The sequence below is a fragment of the Streptomyces sp. NPDC059866 genome, from assembly GCF_042731325.1.
Taxonomy (GTDB): Bacteria; Actinomycetota; Actinomycetes; order Streptomycetales; family Streptomycetaceae; genus Streptomyces; species Streptomyces flavusporus.
This window is the reverse complement of record NZ_JBHWJT010000023.1, coordinates 157,286-178,499: the sequence shown is the minus strand read 5'-3', so window position 1 is coordinate 178,499 and position 21,214 is coordinate 157,286. Positions and strand designations below refer to the sequence as shown.

Annotated in this window: 21 protein-coding genes; 14 read left to right on the top strand and 7 right to left on the bottom strand. The window is 71.2% G+C overall.

Going from position 1 to position 21,214, the window contains the following annotated elements:
• From ACFV7R_RS32070 to ACFV7R_RS32050, 5 genes are all read left to right on the top strand, one after another.
• On the top strand, positions 1-438 hold a 438-nt coding region (locus ACFV7R_RS32070; protein WP_385269703.1), incomplete at its 5' end, for a DUF3459 domain-containing protein.
• Positions 435-2,153, top strand: coding sequence for a maltose alpha-D-glucosyltransferase (gene treS / locus ACFV7R_RS32065; protein WP_385269701.1), 1,719 nt, complete (start codon positions 435-437; stop codon positions 2,151-2,153). The genes ACFV7R_RS32070 and treS, both read left to right, overlap by 4 nt.
• A 28-nt stretch (positions 2,154-2,181) precedes the next feature.
• Positions 2,182-3,564 carry a maltokinase gene (locus tag ACFV7R_RS32060; protein ID WP_385269699.1) on the top strand — a complete coding sequence of 461 codons (1,383 nt, stop codon included), beginning with the start codon at positions 2,182-2,184 and terminating at the stop codon, positions 3,562-3,564.
• Between the two features lie 4 nt (positions 3,565-3,568).
• A complete protein-coding gene (glgB, locus tag ACFV7R_RS32055) occupies positions 3,569-5,806 on the top strand; it encodes a 1,4-alpha-glucan branching enzyme (protein WP_385269697.1) in 2,238 nt (745 codons plus the stop codon).
• Positions 5,807-5,916: 110 nt separating this feature from the next.
• Positions 5,917-7,005, top strand: coding sequence for a glutamate--cysteine ligase (locus tag ACFV7R_RS32050; protein WP_385269695.1), 1,089 nt, complete (start codon positions 5,917-5,919; stop codon positions 7,003-7,005).
• A gap of 7 nt (positions 7,006-7,012) precedes the next feature.
• Here the strand turns inward: ACFV7R_RS32050 and ACFV7R_RS32045 are convergent, their stop codons facing one another.
• Positions 7,013-7,246 (bottom strand): DUF6480 family protein, encoded by a 234-nt coding sequence (locus ACFV7R_RS32045; protein WP_129797800.1) that lies wholly within the window; start codon positions 7,244-7,246, stop codon positions 7,013-7,015.
• Positions 7,247-7,398: 152 nt separating this feature from the next.
• Between ACFV7R_RS32045 and ACFV7R_RS32040 the strand changes: the two genes are divergently transcribed.
• The 3 genes from ACFV7R_RS32040 (at position 7,399) to ACFV7R_RS32030 (ending at position 11,420) form a co-directional block, all read left to right on the top strand.
• Positions 7,399-9,315, top strand: coding sequence for an AMP-dependent synthetase/ligase (locus tag ACFV7R_RS32040; protein WP_385269693.1), 1,917 nt, complete (start codon positions 7,399-7,401; stop codon positions 9,313-9,315).
• A 116-nt stretch (positions 9,316-9,431) separates the two neighbouring features.
• Complete coding sequence (locus ACFV7R_RS32035; protein WP_129797798.1) at positions 9,432-9,866, top strand: ATP-binding protein; 435 nt, start codon at positions 9,432-9,434, stop codon at positions 9,864-9,866.
• A 177-nt stretch (positions 9,867-10,043) separates the two neighbouring features.
• A complete protein-coding gene (locus ACFV7R_RS32030) occupies positions 10,044-11,420 on the top strand; it encodes an NAD(P)/FAD-dependent oxidoreductase (RefSeq protein ID WP_385269691.1) in 1,377 nt (458 codons plus the stop codon).
• A gap of 48 nt (positions 11,421-11,468) precedes the next feature.
• Here ACFV7R_RS32030 and ACFV7R_RS32025 read toward each other — a convergent pair whose 3' ends face one another.
• Together ACFV7R_RS32025 and ACFV7R_RS32020 are read right to left on the bottom strand one after the other, a co-directional pair.
• Positions 11,469-12,332: a SigB/SigF/SigG family RNA polymerase sigma factor gene (locus ACFV7R_RS32025; protein WP_385269689.1), complete on the bottom strand. Its 864-nt coding sequence runs from the start codon at positions 12,330-12,332 to the stop codon at positions 11,469-11,471.
• Positions 12,333-12,512: 180 nt separating this feature from the next.
• Complete coding sequence (locus tag ACFV7R_RS32020) at positions 12,513-12,926, bottom strand: ATP-binding protein (protein ID WP_240797339.1); 414 nt, start codon at positions 12,924-12,926, stop codon at positions 12,513-12,515.
• Positions 12,927-13,111: 185 nt separating this feature from the next.
• Between ACFV7R_RS32020 and ACFV7R_RS32015 the strand changes: the two genes are divergently transcribed.
• The 3 genes from ACFV7R_RS32015 to ACFV7R_RS32005 all read left to right on the top strand — a co-directional run bounded on the left by ACFV7R_RS32015 (position 13,112) and on the right by ACFV7R_RS32005 (position 15,620).
• Entirely contained in the window at positions 13,112-13,333 is a 222-nt protein-coding gene (locus ACFV7R_RS32015) for a hypothetical protein (RefSeq protein WP_385269687.1), read from the top strand.
• A gap of 55 nt (positions 13,334-13,388) precedes the next feature.
• On the top strand, positions 13,389-14,867 hold the full coding sequence (locus tag ACFV7R_RS32010; RefSeq protein WP_385269685.1) for an aminotransferase class I/II-fold pyridoxal phosphate-dependent enzyme: 1,479 nt from the start codon (positions 13,389-13,391) through the stop codon (positions 14,865-14,867).
• A 294-nt stretch (positions 14,868-15,161) separates the two neighbouring features.
• On the top strand, positions 15,162-15,620 hold the full coding sequence (locus ACFV7R_RS32005; protein WP_129797792.1) for a cyclic nucleotide-binding domain-containing protein: 459 nt from the start codon (positions 15,162-15,164) through the stop codon (positions 15,618-15,620).
• 112 nt (positions 15,621-15,732) lie between these two features.
• On the opposite strand, the gene ACFV7R_RS32000 is transcribed toward ACFV7R_RS32005, so the two are convergent.
• The gene (locus ACFV7R_RS32000; protein WP_385269683.1) at positions 15,733-16,350 is read right to left on the bottom strand and encodes a LysE/ArgO family amino acid transporter; all 618 of its coding nucleotides are present in this window, start codon (positions 16,348-16,350) and stop codon (positions 15,733-15,735) included.
• Positions 16,351-16,444: 94 nt separating this feature from the next.
• On the opposite strand from ACFV7R_RS32000, the gene ACFV7R_RS31995 reads away from it, so the two are divergent.
• Positions 16,445-17,344 (top strand): LysR family transcriptional regulator ArgP, encoded by a 900-nt coding sequence (locus ACFV7R_RS31995; RefSeq protein WP_385269681.1) that lies wholly within the window; start codon positions 16,445-16,447, stop codon positions 17,342-17,344.
• Positions 17,345-17,364: 20 nt separating this feature from the next.
• On the opposite strand, the gene ACFV7R_RS31990 is transcribed toward ACFV7R_RS31995, so the two are convergent.
• Positions 17,365-17,487, bottom strand: coding sequence for a hypothetical protein (locus tag ACFV7R_RS31990; RefSeq protein WP_385269679.1), 123 nt, complete (start codon positions 17,485-17,487; stop codon positions 17,365-17,367).
• 169 nt (positions 17,488-17,656) lie between these two features.
• On the opposite strand from ACFV7R_RS31990, the gene ACFV7R_RS31985 reads away from it, so the two are divergent.
• Positions 17,657-18,007, top strand: coding sequence for a DUF488 domain-containing protein (locus tag ACFV7R_RS31985; RefSeq protein WP_385269677.1), 351 nt, complete (start codon positions 17,657-17,659; stop codon positions 18,005-18,007).
• A gap of 22 nt (positions 18,008-18,029) precedes the next feature.
• Here ACFV7R_RS31985 and ACFV7R_RS31980 read toward each other — a convergent pair whose 3' ends face one another.
• Both ACFV7R_RS31980 and ACFV7R_RS31975 read right to left on the bottom strand, forming a co-directional pair.
• A complete protein-coding gene (locus ACFV7R_RS31980; protein ID WP_385269675.1) occupies positions 18,030-19,712 on the bottom strand; it encodes an FAD-binding dehydrogenase in 1,683 nt (560 codons plus the stop codon).
• 17 nt (positions 19,713-19,729) lie between these two features.
• On the bottom strand, positions 19,730-20,371 hold the full coding sequence (locus ACFV7R_RS31975) for a TetR/AcrR family transcriptional regulator (RefSeq protein WP_385269673.1): 642 nt from the start codon (positions 20,369-20,371) through the stop codon (positions 19,730-19,732).
• A 125-nt stretch (positions 20,372-20,496) separates the two neighbouring features.
• Between ACFV7R_RS31975 and ACFV7R_RS31970 the strand changes: the two genes are divergently transcribed.
• Positions 20,497-21,123: an alpha-ketoglutarate-dependent dioxygenase AlkB gene (locus tag ACFV7R_RS31970; protein WP_385269671.1), complete on the top strand. Its 627-nt coding sequence runs from the start codon at positions 20,497-20,499 to the stop codon at positions 21,121-21,123.
• Positions 21,124-21,214: the final 91 nt, after the last annotated feature.

Sequence of the window (21,214 nt, the reverse complement as noted above, 5' to 3'; positions counted from 1 at the left end):
TCGGAGAAGTACCAGCTCAAGCCCCGCGACTGGGAGACCGCCGAACGCGAGGGACGCACCATCACCCCCCTCATCACCAAGCTCAACACCATCCGCAGGGAGCACCCAGCGCTCCGCCGGCTCAGAAACCTCCGCTTCCACCGGACCGACAACGACGCACTCATCGCGTACAGCAAACGCACGGGCACCGACATCGTTCTGGTGGTCGCGAACCTCGACCCTCACCACACCCAGGAGGCCACGGTCTCGTTGGACATGCCGCAACTCGGCCTGGACCGGCACGAGTCGGTGCCGGTGCGCGACGAGCTCACCGGCGAGACCTATCACTGGGGCAGGGCCAACTATGTGCGCCTGGAACCCGGCAGGGCCCCGGCCCACGTGTTCCACGTCCAGCGGTCGCCCGCCGCGCCGCAGAACGGAGGGCCAGCAGCGTCATGACTGTCAACGAGCCCGTCCCGGACACTTTCGAGGACACGCCCGCCAAGGACCGTGACCCGGAGTGGTTCAAGCGCGCCGTCTTCTACGAGGTCCTGGTCCGCTCCTTCCAGGACAGCAACGGCGACGGCATCGGCGACCTCAAGGGCCTGACCGCCAAGCTCGACTATCTGCAGTGGCTCGGCGTGGACTGCCTGTGGCTCCCGCCGTTCTTCAAGTCGCCGCTGCGCGACGGCGGTTACGACGTCTCCGACTACACCGCCGTGCTGCCCGACTTCGGCGACCTGGCCGACTTCGTGGAGTTCGTCGACGCCGCCCACCAGCGCGGTATGCGCGTCATCATCGACTTCGTCATGAACCACACCAGCGACCAGCACCCGTGGTTCCAGGAGTCGAGGAGCAACCCCGACGGCCCCTACGGCGACTACTACATGTGGGCCGACGACGACAAGCAGTACCAGGACGCCCGCATCATCTTCGTCGACACGGAAGTCTCCAACTGGACCTTCGACCCGGTCCGCGGCCAGTACTTCTTCCACCGGTTCTTCTCCCACCAGCCGGACCTCAACTACGAGAACCCGGCCGTGCAGGAGGAGATCCTGGCCGCTCTCCGCTTCTGGCTGGACCTGGGCATCGACGGCTACCGGCTGGACGCGGTGCCCTACCTGTACGCCGAGGAGGGCACCAACTGCGAGAACCTGCCGGCCACCCACGAGTTCCTCAGACGGGTCCGCCGCGAGATCGACGCGCTGTACCCGGACACGGTCCTGCTGGCGGAGGCCAACCAGTGGCCCGAGGACGTGGTCGACTACTTCGGCGACTTCCGCGCCGGCGGCGACGAATGCCATATGGCGTTCCACTTCCCGGTCATGCCGCGGATCTTCATGGCCGTCCGCCGGGAGTCCCGCTACCCGGTCTCGGAGATCCTGGCCAAGACCCCGGCCATCCCGTCCGGCTGCCAGTGGGGCATCTTCCTGCGCAACCACGACGAGCTCACGCTGGAGATGGTCACCGACGAAGAGCGCGACTACATGTACTCGGAGTACGCCAAGGACCCGCGTATGCGCGCCAACATCGGCATCCGCCGCCGACTCGCCCCGCTGCTGGACAACGACCGCCACACGATCGAACTGTTCGCCGCCCTGCTGCTGTCGCTGCCGGGCAGCCCGATCCTGTACTACGGCGACGAGATCGGCATGGGCGACAACATCTGGCTCGGCGACCGCGACGCGGTCCGCACCCCGATGCAGTGGACCCCGGACCGCAACGCCGGTTTCTCGTCCTGCGATCCGGGCCGCCTCTACCTGCCCACGATCATGGATCCGGTCTACGGCTACCAGGTCACCAACGTCGAGGCGTCCATGGCGTCGCCGTCGTCGCTGCTGCACTGGACCCGCCGGATGATCGAGATCCGCAAACAGAACCCCGCCTTCGGCCTCGGCTCGTACACCGAACTCCAGTCCTCCAACCCGGCCGTACTGGCGTTCCTGCGGGAGTACGAGGACGACCTGGTGCTGTGTGTGAGCAACTTCGCCCGTTTCGCCCAGCCGACCGAGCTGGACCTGCGCCAGTTCAGCGGCCGCCATCCGGTCGAGCTGTTCGGCGGGGTCCGTTTCCCCGCCATCGGCGAACTGCCGTACCTGCTGACCCTGGGGGGCCACGGCTTCTACTGGTTCCGGCTCGTCCGCGTCTCATCTCGCATCGGCAGACGGCTGTGAGAGTGCGCCGACGAAAGGAGGCGTCACCATGACGAAGACCGCAACTCTCCGCCCGAGCAGGTATGAGCTCACGCAGTCCATGGCCTCGCTGGACGGGCTGCTGCGCGAATGGCTGCCCCGGCAGCGCTGGTTCGCCGGCAAGGACCGGCCCGTCACCGACCTGCGCCTGCTGTCGCTGACAGAGCTGTTCCCGGGCTGTCTGCATCTTCTGGTGCACGCCGGTCACACGGGCGGCCAGGCCGGTCTCGCGGGGGTGCCCGCCCCCGGCGGCACTCCCCCGCCCGGCGACTGCTACCAGCTGCTCCTCGGGATCCGCGAGCACGCCTCACCACGCCTCGGCCGGGCCCGGATCGGCCGCGCCCACCAGGGCCCGCTGGCCGACATGACGGTCTACGACGCCCTGCAGGACCCGCGGACCGCGCAACTGCTCCTGGAGCGGCTGCGGCACCCCGGCACAGCGGGGCCCCTGCGCTTCGAGGCCGACCCGGCCAAGCCGGTCCCGGCCGGTCTGGTGCCCCGCGTGCTGGACGCCGAACAGTCGAACTCCTCACTGGTGTACGGCGACGAGTTCATCCTGAAGGTCTTCCGGCGTATCCAGCCCGGCGTCAACCCCGACCTGGAGGTGCCGGGCGCACTGGCCGGGCAGGGCTGCGACCGGGTCCCGGCTCCCGTGGCCTGGTTCCGGACGACCCAGCCGCAGAAGGCGACGCTCGGTGTGCTGCAGCCCTTCCTGCCGGACGCCTCCGACGGCTGGACGCTGGCCCTGCATGCGCTCGGCACCGGCGACGACTTCACCGCCCAGGCCCGTGAGCTGGGCCGGGCCACCGCGGAGGTGCACCTCGCGCTGGCCGCGGCCTTCCCGTCCGGCGGGCTCTGCGAGAACGGCCGTACGGCGGCTGCGATGACCGACCGGCTGGACGAGGCTGCGCACAGCGTCCCGGGGCTGCGGCCGTTCGTGCCCGGGCTGCGGTCGGCGTTCAGTGCGCTGCTGACCTGTGATCCGGGGCCGCCCGCCCAGCGGATCCACGGCGATCTGCACCTGGGGCAGGTGTTGCGCGCGGGCCGTGAGTGGTTCGTCATCGACTTCGAGGGCGAACCGTCCCGCCCGCTCGCCGAGCGGCGCAGCGCCCAGTCGCCCGTCCGGGACATCGCGGGGATGCTGCGTTCCTTCGACTACGCGGCCCGCCAGCGCCGCCCGTGGCGTCCGCGGTGGGCGCGCCGGTGCCGGGAGGCCTACTGCGCGGGCTATGCCGCCCGGGCCGGCTGGGACCCGCGCAAGAAGCACGGCCTGCTCCGGGCCTACGAGACCGACCGGGCCGTTTACGAGGTGCTCTACGAAGCCAGGCACCGTCCGGACTGGCTCCCCGTACCGATGGCGGCGATCGAACGACTCGCCGTGAGAGGAGACTGAAGCCGTGGCGCTGCGCGACATCTCGATCCCGGAGCCCTCGGGCCCGCTCCCGTCCGCACGGAAGGCGGGTGGAAGTGCCCCGCCCCTGGATCCGGCCGACCGGGAGCGCCTGCTGGCCGGCTCCCACCACGACCCGCACGCCCTGCTCGGCGCGCACCACGTCCCCGGCGGGATCGCCGTGCGGGCGCTGCGGCCGTTCGCCCGCGCGGTGAGCGTGCTGGTCGACGGCAAGCGCATCGGCCTCGTATCGGAGGGCGACGGCCTCTTCTCCGGCGTACTGCCGACGGAGACGATCCCCGACTACACGCTTCTGGTGGCGTACGAGGACGCCGAGCACGAGGTCCATGACCCGTACCGCTTCCTGCCCGCCCTGGGCGAGCTCGATCTGCATCTGATCAGGGAGGGTCGGCACGAGCAGTTGTGGCAGGCTCTCGGCGCCGAGCCGATGACCCATCAGGGCGTCGCCGGCACCCGCTTCACCGTGTGGGCGCCCAACGCCCGCGGCGTCCGCGTCACCGGGGACTTCTGCTGCTGGGACGGGACGGCGTACCCGATGCGGTCGATGGGCGCGTCGGGTGTGTGGGAGCTTTTCCTGCCGGGCATCGGCGAGGGCACCCGCTACAAGTTCGAGATCACGTCCCGGTACGGCGGCCGGTTCCTGAAAGCCGACCCGATGGCGCGCCGCACCGAGGTGCCGCCCGCGACCGCGTCCGTCGTGACGGCCTCGCACTACGAGTGGGGCGACCAGGAATGGCTGGCCCATCGCGCGGACACCCCGGTCCACGAGGCGCCGTTCTCCGTCTACGAGGTCCACCTCCCGTCCTGGCGGCCGGGCCTTACGTACCGTGAACTCGCCGAGCAGCTGCCGCCGTACGTCAAGGACCTCGGCTTCACGCATGTCGAGCTGATGCCGGTCGCCGAGCACCCCTTCGGCGGCTCCTGGGGTTACCAGGTCACCGGCTTCTACGCCCCGACGGCTCGCCTCGGCACACCGGACGACTTCCGGTTCTTCGTCGACTCCCTGCACCGGGCGGGCATCGGCGTGATCATGGACTGGGTTCCGGCGCACTTCCCGAAGGACGACTGGGCGCTGGCCCGGTTCGACGGGGATCCGCTGTACGAGCCGGGGAACGCGCAGCGGGCCGAGCATCCGGACTGGGGGACGTACGAGTTCGACTTCGGGCGGACCGAGGTGCGCAACTTCCTGGTCGCCAACGCCGTGTACTGGTGCGAGGAGTTCCATATCGACGGGCTGCGGGTGGACGCCGTGGCCTCGATGCTCTACCTCGACTACTCGCGCGAGCCCGGCCAGTGGTCGCCGAACGAGCACGGCGGGCGGGAGGACCTGGACGCGATGGCGTTCCTGCAGGAGATGAACGCGACCGTGTACCGGCGGGCGCCGGGCGTGGTGACGATCGCGGAGGAGTCCACCGCCTGGGGCGGGGTGACCCGGCCGACCGACAGCGGCGGACTGGGCTTCGGGCTGAAGTGGAACATGGGCTGGATGCACGACTCGCTGCAGTACATGAGCAAGGAGCCGGTCCACCGCAAGTACCACCACCACGAGATGACCTTCTCGATGATCTACGCCTACAGCGAGAACTACGTGCTGCCCATCTCGCACGACGAGGTCGTCCACGGCAAGCAGGCCCTGGTGTCGAAGATGCCCGGCGACTGGTGGCAGCGGCGCGCCAACCACCGGGCGTATCTCGGCTTCATGTGGGCCCATCCGGGCAAGCAACTGCTCTTCATGGGCCAGGAGTTCGCCCAGGGCGGGGAATGGTCCGAGGCGCACGGTCCGGAGTGGTGGCTCCTCGACCCGGACTACTGCGCCGCGGGTGATCACCGCGGGATCCAGGACCTGGTCCGCGACCTCAACGCGCACTACCTGCGTATCCCGGCCCTCTGGCAGCGCGACACCGACCCGGCCGGTTTCCAGTGGGTGGAGTGCGAGGCGGCCGACGACAACGTCTTCGCGTTCCTGCGGTACGACGCCGCGGGCACGCCCCTGCTGGCGGTGTCGAACTTCTCCCCGGTCGTCCGCCACGACCACCGACTCGGCGTCCCCGGCGACGTCCCCGCCTGGCAGGAGATCCTCAACACCGACGCCGCCCGCTACGGCGGCAGCGACATCACCCGGCCCGACCCGGTCAAGGCGGAGGCGGAGGGCTCGCACGGCCGTCCGGCGAGCGTCCGCCTGACCCTGCCGCCGCTGGCCACGGTCTGGCTGCGGCCGTCCTGACGGGGCGGTTTCCGGGCGTACAGGTGTCCGGGCGGCCTTCCGGGGGCAGTCGGGGACATACGACGGGATGTCCCCCGTGGTCGTAGAGGGTCGTCGAAGGGCCGCTTGACGTGCGCACGGTCGGAGTGGAGGAGGAGCTCCTCCTGGTGGACCCGGAGACCGGAGAGCCGCGGGCCCGGTCCGGCGCGGTGCTCGCCCGGGTCGCTCAGGACGATGTGGACCAGGACGTGTTCGAGAAGGAACTCCATGAGCAGATGCTGGAGTTCGCCACCCACCCGCAGTCGGACATGGGCGACCTGGGCGCGGAGATCGTCCGCTGCCGCGAGGAGGCAGCCCGGCACGCCGGGAAGATCGGGTGCACGGTCGCGGCGCTCGCCACGTCGCCGCTGCCGGTCAGCCCCGCCGTCGGCACCCACCGCCGCTACCAGTGGATGGAGGAGCAGTACGGGATCGCCACCCAGGAGCAGCTTGTGCTCGGCTGCCACGTCCATGTCTGCGTCGAGTCCGACGAGGAGGGCGTCGCGGTCGTCGACCGGGTGCGGCCCTGGCTCGCGGTGCTGTCGGCGCTGAGCGCCAACTCCCCTTTCTGGCAGGGCACGGACACCAGCTACAGCAGTTATCGCAGCCGGGTCTGGCAGCGCTGGCCGTCGGCCGGACCGACCGAGATCTTCGGCTCGGCACAGCGGTATCACCAGCGGGTCGCGGACATGCTGGCCACCGGAACCATCCTCGACGAGGCGATGGCCTACTTCGACGCCCGCCTGTCCCGGAACTACCCCACCGTCGAGATCCGGGTCGCGGACGTCTGTCTGCACGCGGAGACCGCCGTCCTCGTCGCGACCCTCGCCCGAGGGCTCGTGGAGACGGCGGCGCGCGAGTGGCGGGCCGGCCGGGAACCGGCCGATCACAGCGTGAGCCTGCTGCGGCTGGCCGCCTGGCGGGCCGCCCGCTCGGGGCTGACGGAGGTGCTGCTCCACCCGGCGGTGATGCGGCCGGCGCCCGCCGAGACGGTCGTACGGGCGCTGCTGGAACACGTCGGGGAGGCGCTCGCCGACAGCGGGGACCTCGACCGGGTGCGGGAGTCCTGCGACAGGCTGCTGCGGCGCGGCAACGGCGCCCGGGTGCAGCGCGAGCTGCTGAAGCGGACGGGCAGCCTGCGGGACGTCGTCGTCGAGTGCGTACGCCACACGCAGATGTGACAGGCTCCTACAACATCAGTACCAGGCCGTACGCCAGGAAGAAGGCTGCGACCAGCACGACGAGAACGATGATCAGTGTGAGCGGGCCCTTGGCCCAGCCCTTGGTCGGGTTGTGCGTCTCCCGGGGTCCCGCGCCGGGCAGGCTGCTCTCCGCGGGTGGGGTTTCCCCTGGGGGTACGCCGCCGCCCGGTTCCAGGCCTGTCGTGCGCTCGGGCTCCGGATCGGGATTGGTGTGACTCATGTCCCCCGAGTCCCCCGGACACGCCGAGATCATCAGGACGGCTTCAGTTCTCCGTTCCTGGCACGAACCGGTCTCACCTGGGCTAGATTCGACCACCGTCGATAACAGTTCTCGTCGGCGGGGTCACAGCCCGTACACATCAGGAGCAGCGCATGCGCGACTTCGCCCTCGCTCCCCCGAGCGTTTCGCCACTGACCGGCGGGCTCGCCGACAGCCTCTTCGAGACGGCGGCCCGCAATCCGACCCTGCCGCTGATCGCCCGCCGCCCCGACGCCGCCTCCACTGTCTGGGAGGAGGTCACCGCGATCGAACTGCGGGACGAAGTGGTCGATCTGGCCAAGGGTCTGGTCGCGTCCGGCATCTCCCCGGGCCACCGCGTGGCGATCATGGCCCGGACCCGTTACGAGTGGACGGTGCTCAGTTACGCCCTGTGGGCGGTGGGCGCGGAGGTCGTGCCGATCTATCCGACGTCGTCGCGCGATCAGGTCGAGTGGATCCTCCGGGACGCGGGCTGTGTGGCCGTGGTGGTCGAGGACGAGCAGGGCGTGATGACGGTCGGCTCCGTGTGTGCGACGCTCGGGTCCCTGCGGCAGGTGTGGCAGCTGGACGCGGGCGCTCTGGAGGAGCTTGCCGCACGCGGCCAGTTCATCCCGTCGGCGACGGTCGACTCGCTGCGCCGGATCGTGCTTCCGGACTCCACCGCGGTGATCGCCTACACCTCGGGCACGTCGGGCCGTCAGCTGGGCTGTGCGCTGAGCCATCGGAACCTGGCCAGCCCCTGCGACACCCTCCTCGCGGGCTGGGGCCACACGGCGGCACCTCCCGGGGAGCAGGGGCGGGTCCTCGCCTTCCTCCCCTTCTCCCACGTGTACGGCCTGATGATCCAGGGCCTGTGCGTCCGCGGGGGCCTGCTGATGGGCCATGAACCCGATGTGAGCCCTCAGTCGCTGTCGTCGGCGCTGCGCTCGTTCCGGCCGACGTACTTCTACGCCGTACCGTCGGTCTTCGAGAAGATCTACAAGAACTTCCTTCGGACGGCCCAGCAGGGGGGCCGCGGCGCGCTGTTCGAGCGGGCCGCGGAGACCGCCCGGGACTTCGCCGCGGCCACCGAGCGGCAGCGGCTGGGCCGGGGGTCGGGACCCGGTCTGGATCTACGGCTGCAGCACGCGCTGTACGAGCGGGCGGTGTACCGCAGGCTGCGGGCCGCGCTGGGCGGAAGGGTGGTCCGGGGGACGTCGGGAGGCTCGCCGCTCAGCCGTGAACTGTCCCTCTTCTACGAGGGCATCGGCATGTACGTGCACGACGGGTACGGGCTGACCGAGACCGGCGCCGCGGTCACCATGCAGCCGCTGGGCCGGGAGAAGTCGGGCACCGTCGGGCAGGCGCTGCCGGGCATGGAGATCGAGGTGGCCGCGGACGGGGAGATCCTGGTGCGCGGGCCGTCGGTGTTCCAGGGCTACGTCAACGACCCGGCCACGACGGTGGCCGCACTGGGGAACGGCTGGCTGGCCACCGGCGACCTCGGGCGGCTGGACTCCGAGGGCTATCTGACGATCACCGGCCGCAAGAAGGACGTCATCATCACCAGCAGCGGCAAGAGTGTCGCGCCGGGGGCGCTGGAGCAGCGGCTGCGGATGCATCCGCTCATCCACCAGGCGGTCGTCGTGGGCGACAACCGTCCGTGCGTGGGGGCCCTGATCACCCTGGACCCGGAGTTCCTCGTGCACTGGCGGGCGGGGCTGATCATGCAGGGCGACACACCGTTGCGGGAGGCCCGGGAGGAGAACGCGCTGCGCGAGGAGGTCGCGCGGGCGGTCGCCGCGGCGAACAGCACGGTGTCGCGCTCGGAGTCCATCCGGGTGTTCCGCGTGCTGCCGGAGCCGTTCGACGTGGCGAACGGGCTGCTGACGCCCTCGATGAAGCTGCGCAGGGACGCGATCGTGCAGCGCTACGCGGTGGAGATCGACGCGATGTACCAGGCGCGCTCGCGACCGCCCCGGCTGGGCGCGGCGGACGATCTGTCGGGCTCGGACGGCTTGGACGACGACTCGGACAACGTCTTCCGATGAGCTCGCCGACCGGCCCGCCGCCGGACGCGTAGGGTCGGCGCCCCCGGGAACCCGCAGAACTGGGGGCGCAGGAGACACGGGGACAGCCCTGGAACGGGAAGGGCTGGAAAGGCGACATGGCAACCGAGCCGCGTTGGGACGACACACTGGCTGCCCAGGGCATCCCGAGCCGCACGACGGGCTTCGCGGGTGGGCCGCACGACGTCACGGGTGCGCGCCTGGCCGCGGAGAGGTTCCTGAGCGACCTCGCGCGCGTCGTGCCGCCGACCTCCCGCGAGCAGTGGGACGACGTCCTGCTGGTGGTCACCGAGCTGGCCGCCAACGCGGTCCAGTACGCCCCGGGTCCGTTCCAGTTGCGGATGCGCCGCACCTACGACGGAGTGCATGTCACCCTGCACGACACCAGCACCACACGGCCCGCTCCGCGTCCGTTCCGTCCGAGCCGGGGCGGCGGAGGCATCGGCTGGCATCTGATCCATGCGCTGTGCGACCAGGTCAGTGTGGTGACCGCCGACCAGGGCAAGGACGTGCACGCGTTCCTGCCCTGGTGAGCCTCCGCCCGGCGCGATGCACGGTCCGAACGGGCATGCTGGTCTCCAGCCGTTCGTCTGCTGCCGCGCCCGACTGGCGCAGCGGCTGAAGGCACGGTGGGATCGATGAGGTGCGAAGCCACGCTCCGGGGGCACGCGCACGGCGTCGAGGCAGACCGCCCCGGAACCGCGGAAGGGATGGACATCGTGACACGACCCAGGATCCTGGTGGTGGGCGCGGGCTTCGCGGGAGTGGAGTGCGTACGGCGCCTGGAACGCCGGCTCTCCCCCGACGAGGCCGCCGTCACCCTGGTGACACCGTTCGCCTACCAGCTCTATCTGCCGTTGCTGCCCCAGGTCGCCTCCGGGGTGCTGACCCCCCAGTCCATCGCCCTGTCCCTGCGCCGCAGCCGGAAGTACCGCACGCGGATCATCCCGGGCGGAGCGATCGGCGTGGACCTGAAGGCCAAGGTCTGCGTCATCCGCACCGTCACGGACGAGCTCGTCGACGAGCCGTACGACTACATCGTGCTGGCTCCCGGGAGCGTCACCCGGACGTTCGACATCCCCGGGCTCGTCGACAACGCCTTCGGCATGAAGTCGCTCGCCGAGGCCGCCTACATCCGCGACCACGTCATCTCCCAGCTCGACCTCGCCGACGCCAGCCATGACCCCGCCGAGCGCGCCTCCCGGCTGCAGTTCGTGGTCGTCGGCGGCGGTTACGCGGGCACCGAGACGGCCGCCTGCCTGCAGCGCCTCACCCACAACGCCGTCAAGCGCTACCCCCGGCTGGATCCGCACCTGATCAAGTGGCACCTGATCGACATCGCCCCCAAGCTGATGCCCGAGCTGGGCGAGAAGCTCGGCCGCAGTGCGCAGGAAGTGCTGCGCGGGCGCGGCATCGACATCTCCCTCGGCGTCTCGATCGCCAAGGCGGGCCCGGAGGAGGTGACCTTCACCAACGGGCGGGTGGTCCCCACCCACACGCTGATCTGGACGGCGGGCGTCGTCGCGAGCCCGCTGATCGCCACGCTCGGCGCGGAGACGGTGCGCGGGCGGCTGGCCGTCACCGCCGAGATGAGCCTGCCGGGACACGACGGCGTGTTCGCGCTCGGCGACGCCGCCGCGGTGCCCGACAAGGCCAAGGGCGAGGAGGGCGCGATCTGTCCGCCCACGGCCCAGCACGCCATGCGCCAGGGCAGGAAGGTCGCCGACAACGTCATCGCGACGCTGCGGGGCGAACCGATGCAGCCGTACGTCCACAAGGACCTGGGCCTGGTCGTCGACCTCGGCGGCCGCGACGCGGTCTCCAAACCGCTCGGCGTCGAACTGCGCGGCCTGCCCGCCCAGGCCGTCGCCCGCGGCTACCACTGGTCGGCACTGCGCACCAACGTCGCCAAGACCCGCGTCATGACCAACTGGCTGCTCAACGCGGTGGCAGGCGACGATTTCGTCCGCACCGGTCTCACGGCCCACCGGTCCGCCAAGCTCAAGGACTTCGTGTACAGCGACTTGTATCTGACGCCGGAGCAGGTCCGGGCGCACCTCGAGGGGAAGGACACGGCGGCGGGGTGACGGCCCGCCGCCGTTGCCTCGCGGTCGCCCGGCCGGCGACGCGTCGGGTCAGGCCGCCGCCGAGCGGTTCCGGGTCCTGCGTCGGGCCTTCCTGTGCCCGAGGGCCTCGTTGCGCACCCGGGCGCAGCTTCGGCTGATCAGGCGTGAGACATGCATCTGGGAGATGCCCAGCTGGTCGGCGATACGGCTCTGCGTCATGTCCTCGAAGAAGCGCATGTAGAGGATGGCGCGCTCGCGTTCCGGCAGATTGCGCAGACTCTCCTTGGCCGACTCGCGGTCGACCACGACGTCGTACGAGCCGTCCGGCGCGCCGAGGGTGTCGGCGAGGCTGTAGCCCTCGTCGTCGGTGGAGAGTTCGGCGTCGAGCGAGAGGGTGCTGAAGCTCTCCAGCGCCTCCACTCCGGTGGAGACCTCGTCCTCGGTCAGCCCGCTGTGCGCCGCGATGTCGGCGACGGTGGGCTCGGGCGAGCCCGGGCTCTGGGCCAGTTCCCGGCGGGCGACCCGTACCTTGTTGCGCAGCTCCTGGACCCGGCGGGGCACGCGCAGGGCCCACATCCGGTCCCGGAAGTGCCGCTTGACCTCGCCGGTGATGGTGGGCACGGCGTAGCTCTCGAAGGCGCCCCGGGACGGGTCGTAGCGGTCGATGGCCTTGACCAGCCCGAGGGCGGCCACCTGACGGAGGTCCTCGAGGGATTCACCGCGGTCGCGGAACCGGCCGGCGATGCGGTGGGCCATGGGCAGCCATGCGCTGACGAGTTCATCGCGGACGGCGTCCCGCTCGGGGCCGTCCTCCAGGGTGTGCAGTTGGATGAAGAGGTGGGTGGTGTCGGGAGCGTCGTCATGGCACCGCCGGTGGTGCGCGGCGGAGTGGTCGGACGTGCCAGAACGGCTTGTCGACGTGTCGATGGGCATGCGGAATCGCTCCTGAACGGTCTTTTCAGGGACTTCAGGGACTACCGCGGGAAGGGCGCCGATCCGGATCCCGGAGACCCGGAGGGCATACCGCTCCCCGCTGGCGCGCCTCCGGTCCGAAGCACGAGAATGCGTCTGCCCTGCCACCGCGGGAACAAACTCCACGACGGCGAAGACCGGTCAGCCCAAGGGGACTACGGCGGTGATGCGTTTGCCGCCCGAGGGCAGTCCCGCCACCCGCACGTCCCGCGCCAGCCGGCACACGATCGGCCAGCCACGGCCCCCTGACCGGCGCCGCCCCTGCGCGTCGACCGGCGCCGTGACCACCGGCAGCCGGTCGCTGCGGTCACTGACGGAGACCCGCACCTCCCGCCCGTCCACATCGACGGCGACGTCGGTGACACCGCCGCCGTGCAGGATGGCGTTGGACGTCAGTTCCGACGCCACGAGCAGGGCGTCCTCGAGGGCGTCCTTGTCGCACGGAATGCCGGTGGCCCGGCAACGACTCGCCACCGCATGCCGTACCGCCCGGCGAACGTCGGCCGGACGGCACGTTGCGCTGCCTGCGGGCTCGGTCCAGTGCTGCGCGCTCACGTCTTCGCTCCCTGACTGATCGACCGGGAAGGACACCGCCGAGTCGAAGAAAACGGGCTTTCGTCCGGCCGCGCCGCCCACACTGTTCGGCTCACCCCTGAGGGGCCCGCCAAACCAGCCGGAACAAGTCGCCGAAAGCCCGCGCAGTCGGCCATCGAAGCGGAACACGGGGGTACGCGGAGAGCATGACCGACGTCGTGGACTCAGACGAGCTGTTGCGGCGCATCCAGCGCGGCAGGGCCTGCGCGGAACAGGAGGAACGCGCGTGGCGGGCGCGCAGCGACGCCCTGGCGGCGGACGACCCGGACGGAGCCCGGGAGGCGGCCGTACGACGGCTGGCCTACGAGGCGGTGCTCAGGGTGCTGGACGAGATCCTCACCCCCGGCAGGCACGCCGAGGTCGGCTGAGCGGGCGTCGTGCACGGGGTGATTTGCGGTCGGCGATGTCGGGAACCCGGCTGCCATGGCCGTCGATCACACCCGCGCCCCCGTTCTGGAAGCCCTCGCCGAGTACCGGCGCACCGGGCGGTTGTCGTTCACGCCGCCCGGGCACAAGCAGGCTCGGGGCGCCGATCCTGCAGTGTGCCAGGTGCTGGGGGACGCGGTGTTCCTCGGTGACGTGCTGGCGTCGGGCGGTCTCGACGACCGGCTCACCCGGGGCCGGGTACTGCAGCGTGCCCAGGAGTTGATGGCGGACGCCGTCCACGCCGAGCACACGTTCTTCAGCACGTGCGGGAGTTCCCTGTCCGTGAAGGCGGCGATGCTGGCCGTCGCCGGTCCGCACGAGCGGCTGCTGATCGGGCGGGACGCGCACAAGTCCGTGGTGTCGGGGCTGATCCTGTCCGGTATCGAGCCCGTGTGGGTCGAGCCCCGCTGGGACGCCGAGCGGCATCTCGCGCATCCGCCGTCCGCCGCGGCGTTCGACCGGGCGTTCGCCGAACATCCCGACGCCAAGGGCGCGTTGGTCACCAGTCCGACGCCGTACGGCTCTTGTGCGGATCTACGGGCGGTCGCGGAGGTCTGTCACCGGCGGCCGGTTCCGCTGATCGTCGACGAGGCGTGGGGTGCGCATCTGCCGTTCCACCCGGAGCTGCCGTCCTGGGCGATGGACGCGGGCGCCGACATCTGTGTCACGAGCATCCACAAGATGGGCAGCGGTCTCGAACAGGGCTCCGTCTTCCATCTGCAGGGTGACCTGGTGCCACCCGACCTGCTCGGGATGCGGGCCGACCTGCTGGGCACGACCAGCCCGTCGGTGCTGATCCTCGCCGGGCTCGACGGCTGGCGCCGGCAGATGGTGCTGCACGGGTGGGAGCTCCTGGGTGCCGCCCTCGACCTCGCCGCCCACGTCCGGGCCACCATCGAGGAGATCGACGGGATGCACGTCAACGACCGTGCCGACTTCTGCGGGCGGGGAAAGGCCGACGACTTCGACCCGCTGCCCGTGATCATCGAGGTGGACGGGCTCGGCATCACCGGGTACCAGGCCGCCGACTGGCTGCGCGGGTTCCGCAACATCGAGACGCACCTGGCCGACCATCGCCGCATCGGCGCACAGCTCACCCACGCCGACGACCACGAGACCACCGGCGAACTGCTCGCCGCGCTCAAGGACCTCGCGGCCGCCGCGCCCGACCTGGGGCCCGCCCCGCAGGTGGAGGTGCCGTCGCCGTCCGGGCTCCGGATGGTGCAGGATCGTCTGCCGCGCGACGCGTTCTTCGGTCCGGCCGAGAACGTGCCCGTGGCCGAGGCGGCCGGCCGGGTCGCGGCGGAGATGGTCACGCCCTACCCACCGGGCATCCCGGCCGTCCTGCCCGGCGAACGGCTCACCGAGCCGGTGCTGCGGTACCTGCGCTCGGGGCTGGCCTCCGGAATGAACCTGCCCGACCCCAGCGACCCGGAACTGGACACGATCCGTGTCGTGACCTCACAGGAGCAGTGAGGCCGAAGTGAAACAGCTCACGGGACCCGGTTCCGTGTTCGGACCACACCCCGTGATGGTTTATCGTTCATCCATACGTGGTGACGGAGTCGACCTCATCGTCCTCCGTACACCACCGCTAACGGCCCTGGCTGGCCTCCCCCGTCCAGCCAGGGCTCTTTCATGTCCGCGTTGCGGCAACCGCCGGATCGGACGGAATTTCCAGGGTTCGCCGAGGTGCTCCGCGCTCCGTCAGCGGCTGGAATGGGCATAGGAACAGCACCGGGACCGATCGCCGGCGAGGAGCTCCGCGCCATGACCAAAGCGACGAAACTGCTGACCGCCCTTCCCCCGCCGCAGCGCGGGCGACTGATGGCGCTCGGCCGGGAGGTGTCCTTCCCCGAGGACACCCGGATCTTCGAGGCGGGTGGCACGGCCGACCGTTTCTGGGTCATCCGTTCCGGGGCGGTCTCGCTCGACCAGCAGGTGACGTCGCTGCAGCGGGTGACCGTCGCCACTCTCGGCTCGGGCGATCTGCTGGGCTGGTCCTGGCTGTTCCCGCCGCACCAGTGGGACTTCGGCGCGGTGGCCTTCAGCCCCGTACGCGCCTACGAGTTCGAGGCGCAGCCCGTGCTCGAGCTGTGCGAGGAGGATCCGCAGCTCGGCATGACGCTGGTGCGGATCGTCGCCGAGATCCTCGCGTCCCGGCTGGAGATGACCCGCGGCCAGCTGATGGAGCAGTACTCGCTCCACCGGCGCAGCGGCGGCCTGTAGGGGGCCGGACGGGGTACCGGCGCGGCTCCGGGACGAAGGCGGCCGGGATCGGTCATCCTGCGGAACCGGCGATCACTGTCGCAGCCCCGTGCGGACGCTCGCGCCGGAGCGGTCAGCTGCCGGCGATGAGCGTGACACCAAGGACGATCATGGTTGCGGCGACGAGTCCGTCCAGCACCCGCCAGGCGGCGGGCCGGGCCAGCCAGCGGCCGAGCAGCCGGGCCCCGAAACCGAGCGCGGTGAACCAGCAGAGGCTGGCGGCCGCCGCTCCGACTCCGAACGTCCAGCGCAGCGGACCCTGGTCGGCGGCGACGGAGCCGAGCAGGAACACGGTGTCGAGGTAGACGTGCGGGTTGAGCCAGGTCATCGCCAGACAGGTGAGCACCGCCCGCCGACGCGACCCGGCGGCCTCGCCCTCCGTACGCAGGGCCGCCTCCCCGGGCTTGAGCACGCGGCGGGCGGCGAGTGCTCCGTAGCCGAGCAGGAACGCCCCGCCGATCCAGCCCACCACGGTCAGCGCGCCGGGCCAGGCCACCACCACCGCGCCGACACCGCCGACACCGAGGGCGATCAGGAGGGCATCGGACAGTGCGCAGATGCCGACGACGGCGAGGACCGCCTCCCGGCGGACGCCCTGGCGCAGGACGAAGGCGTTCTGGGCGCCGATGGCGACGATGAGCGAGAGGCCGGTGCCGAATCCGGCGGCCGCGGCGGTCAGGGTGTGGGACATGGCATCGACGCTACGGACGCGGCATCCTAATGTGTAGCTAAAGATTCTTAAGTATCATTAGCTCTCATAATGGCCCTGAGGCACGGAGCGGGTGATGACGGAGCTTCCTCTCGACCAGGTGCGGACCCTGCTCGCGGTCGTGGACGAGGGCACCTTCGAGGCGGCGGCGGCCGCCCTGCATGTGACGCCGTCGGCGGTCAGTCAGCGGGTGAAGGCCCTGGAGCAGCGCACCGGACGGATCCTGCTGATGCGGACGAAGCCGGTGCAGCCGACGGAGTCGGGCGAGGTCGTGGTGCGGCTGGCGCGCCAGCTGGCCCGGCTGGAGCGGGACGCGCGCGCCGAGCTCGGCATGAGCGGTGCCGGGGAGGCGACCCGTGTGTCGATCGCGGTGAACTCCGACTCGCTGGCGACCTGGTTCCTGCCGGCGCTCACCTGCGTGCCCGAGAAGCTGCGGCTCTGCTTCGAACTGCGCCGCGAGGACCAGGACCACACCGCGGCGCTGCTGCGCGAGGGGCTGGTGATGGCGGCGGTGACGTCGTCGTCGGTTCCCGTGACGGGGTGTTCCGTGCGCGCGCTCGGCACGATGCGCTACGTCGCCGTGGCCCGCCCGGACTTCGCCGAGCGGCATCTCGACGGACCGCTGCGGGAGACGCTCGCGGACGCGCCGGTCGTCGTCTTCGACCGGCGGGACGACCTCCAGGACGGTTTCGTCCGCCGACTGCGGCGCGGCAGGGGCGGCGCGAGCCCCGTACGGCACTTCGTGCCCACCTCGGACGGCTTCGTCGAGGCCGTTGCGGCGGGCCTCGGCTGGGGCGTGGTGCCCGAGGTCCAGGCCGACCCGCTGCTGCGCTCCGGCCGGCTGGTCCAGCTCGCCCCCGACCGCGCGGTGGACGTCCCGCTGTACTGGCAGCAGTGGAAACTGGACTCACCCGCCCTCGCGGCGGTGGCGGACGCCGTGACGGCCACGGCCGCGCAAACCCTGCGCCCGCGCTGAGGAGCCCCCGCCCCAGGGGGTCAGCGTCCGCTGCGGTGGTCGCCGGCCGGCCGCAGCACCATCTCGTCCTCGGGCGTGAGCCCCTTGATCCGGTCGCGGATCGCCACTCCCGAGGGACCGGTCACCACGAACGGAGCCGCCACCTCCGCACCCCGCCCACACGTCCACCACCCGAAAAGACCACGTCGCCGTGCGCAACGACCACCACTCAACCGCAGCCGACGGCCAACAGATCCACCCCCGGGTTCCACGGCTGCTGCCACCCGCCGGCGTACGCTCCCGGCACGAGCCGCCACGAGAAAGGCCCCGATCGTGAGTGTCCGTGTGCGCCGCGTCTACGAACCGCCGGAAGCCGAGGACGGCGTGCGCGTCCTGGTCGACCGCCTCTGGCCGCGCGGCCTGGCAAAGGACGCGGCACGCGTGGACGAGTGGCCGAAGGCCCTCACCCCGTCCACCGAACTGCGCCGCTGGTACCACGCAGGCGAGGGGTCGTACGAGGAGTTCGCGCGCCGCTACGAGGCCGAGCTGGCCGAGCCCGAGGCGGCCGAGCTCCTCGACGGGCTGCGCGCGTCGGCACGCAAGGCGACGGTGACGCTGCTGACCGCCGCCAAGTCCCCGGAGCAGAGCCACGCGGCGGTGCTGGCCCGCCTCCTTCAGGCATGAGGAGGCGGGCCGTCGGTGTGCCTCAGGCGGTCTGCCGTGCGGCCGCCCGGCCCGCCGCACGCCCCGAGAAGAGGCAGCCGCCGAGGAAGGTGCCCTCCAGCGCGTTGTAGCCGTGCACGCCGCCACCGCCGAAGCCGGCCACCTCGCCCGCCGCGTACAGACCGTCGATCGGCTGTCCGTCGACGCCCAGGGCGCGCGAGTCGAGGTCGGTCTGGATGCCGCCGAGGGTCTTGCGGGTCAGGACGTGCAGCTTGACGCCGATCAGCGGTCCGGCCCCGGGGTCGAGGATGCGGTGCGGAGTGGCGACCCGGCCGAGGCGGTCGCCGATGTAGCGGCGGGCGTTGCGCATGCCCTGCACCTGGGCGTCCTTGCTGTAGGGGTTGGCGATCTGCAGATCGCGGGCCTCGATCTGGCGGCGGAGCGCGGCCGCGTCGAGGAGCGGCTTGTCGGTCAGACCGTTCATCTTGACGACGAGCTGTTCGAGGTCGGGCGCGGTCACGAAGTCGGCGCCGTTGCGCAGGAAGGCCGCCACCGGGCCGGGCGCGCCCTTGCCCAGCACACGGTCACGCAGGAACGCCTTGCGGTCCTTGGCGGTGATGTCGGGGTTCTGCTCGGAGCCCGACAGCGCGAACTCCTTCTCGATGATCTTCTGGGTGAGGATGAACCAGGAGTGGTCGTACCCGGCGATGTCCTCGGTGGTCCGCAGGTACTTCAGGGTGCTGAGGGTGTCGTATCCGGGCAGGCACGGTTCGGGCAGGCGGCGGCCGAGGGCGTCGAACCACATCGAGGACGGTCCGGGCAGGATGCGGATGCCGTGGCCGGGCCAGATCGGGTCCCAGTTCTGCAGGCCCTCGGTGTAGTGCCACATGCGGTCGCGGTTGACCAGCCGTACGCCCGCCTCCGCACTGATGTCGAGCATCCGCCCGTCGACGTACGCGGGGACGCCGGTGACCATCTCGGCGGGCGGCGTACCGAGCCGCTCGGGCCAGTAGCGGCGGACGATGTCGTGGTCGGCGCCGATGCCGCCGGTGGTGACGACCACGGCCTGGGCGGTGAGTTCGAACTCGCCGACGCGGTCACGGTTGGAGGCGACGCCGCGGGGCGAGTCGTCGGCGGCGAGTACCGTGCCGCGCACCCCGCGTGCCGCGCCGTCCTCGATGACGAGCTCGTCGACCCGGTGCCGGTGGTGGAAGGTGAGCAGTCCGTCGCGCGCGGCCTGCTCGGCGTACCGGACGAACGGCTCGACGACCCCTGTGCCGGTGCCCCATGCGATGTGGAAGCGGGGTACGGAGTTGCCGTGTCCGTCGGCGCGCAGGTCGCCGCGCTCGGCCCAGCCGACCGTCGGCAGGAACTTGATGCCGTGCCCCTCCAGCCAGGACCGCTTCTCGCCGGCCGCGAACTCGACGTAGGCGCGGGCCCAGCGCACCGCCCAGGAGTCCTCGTCGTCCAGCCGGTCGAACCCGGCGCTGCCCTGCCAGTCGTTCCAGGCCAGGTCGAGGGAGTCCTTGACGCCCAGCCGGCGCTGCTCCGGGGAGTCGACGAGGAACAGCCCGCCGAAGGACCAGAAGGCCTGGCCGCCGAGGTTGGCGGCGTTCTCCTGGTCCACCAGGGCGACCCTGCGGCCCCGGCTGGTGAGTTCGTGCGCCGCGACCAGGCCTGCGAGACCGGCTCCGACGACGATGACGTCCGCGTCCGTGGCGTCCATGGGGACCGTTGCCCTTCTCATTGGGGTCTCAGTTCGGGTGTGCCGCTGCCGTCGGTCAGCAGCGCGGTGAGCAGCTGCTTGAGCCACCCGCGCGCATGCTCGACGTCCTTGTCCAGCAGCAGTTGGGTGGTGACTCCGTCGTAGGCGGCGACCACCGCGTGGGCGGCGGCGTCGATGTCGCCGAGTACGGCGGGCAGTGCGGTGTGGCCCCGGACGGCGCGGGCGAGCCGCTGCGCGATGGCCCCGCGCAGCCGGGCCCGGTGCTCCAGGAGGGTCTGCGCGACGGCCGGGTCACGGGCGGCGTGCACGAGGAAGTCCGTCTTGACCAGGAGCCAGTCCAGGTCGAGGAGCAGCACCTCGGTGACCCGGTCGACGGCGGCGGGCACGTCGAGGTCCGGTCCGTCCAGGGCGAGCGCCCCGGAGACCTGCTCGGCGATGAGGTCGGCCCGCTGCCGGTAGAGGGCGAAGAACAGCTCGTCCAGGCTGGCGAAGTTCGAGTAGAAGGCACCGCGGCTGTAGCCGGCGGCCTCGCACACCTCCTCGATCGAGACCCGCCCGAACCCCTTGGCCGCGAACACCTCGAACGCGGCGTCCAGGAGGTTGGCGCGCGTGCGGACGCGGCGCCTGGTCACGCGCCCGGTCGTTCCCTCCGCCACCATGTCCGCCCCTCCGTTCGATACACGAATGTATCCGATACGGGAATGTATCCAAAGGGCCGGGACGGCGTCAGTTCAGCCCGTCACGCCAATGGAACATACATTCGAATCAACGGTACGCTGGAGCCATGGCCATGCACCTCCAGGGTTCGCTCTTCGACCAGACCGACGAGCTCCGGCTCGGCTCCCTCGACGGCCTGCGCCGCACCGAGCTCGGCTCCGGCGCCTGGATCGACGTGCTGCCCGGCTGGCTGAGCGGGTCCGACGCGCTGTTCGAACAGCTGGCGGCCGAGGTGCCATGGCGGGCCGAGCGCCGCGCGATGTACGACCACGTGGTCGACGTACCCAGGCTGCTGGCGTACTGCAAGGCGGGCGACCCGCTGCCGCACCCGGTGCTCACCGAGGCGCGCGACGCGCTCACCGCGCACTACGCCGACGAGCTGGGCGAGCCGTTCGTCACGGCCGGGCTCTGCCACTACCGCGACGGACGGGACAGTGTCGCCTGGCACGGTGACCGGATCGGCCGGGGCGCGCGCGAGGACACCATGGTCGCCATCCTGTCCGTGGGCGCTCCCCGGGACCTCCTGCTGCGTCCGATGCGGGGCGGCGACACCGTACGGCGCCCCTTGGGCCACGGCGACCTCATCGTGATGGGCGGTTCGTGTCAGCGGACATGGGAGCACTGCGTGCCGAAGACCACGCGGGCCGCGGGGCCGCGCATCAGCATCCAGTTCCGCCCGCACGGCGTGAACTGAGTACGGCGCGGCTGGGCAGGCCCCGTGGGCAAGGGGCACCCTCCGCAGAGGCCGGCCTCGTGATCCGCTTTGCTGTCCTCGTCGGGCGCGG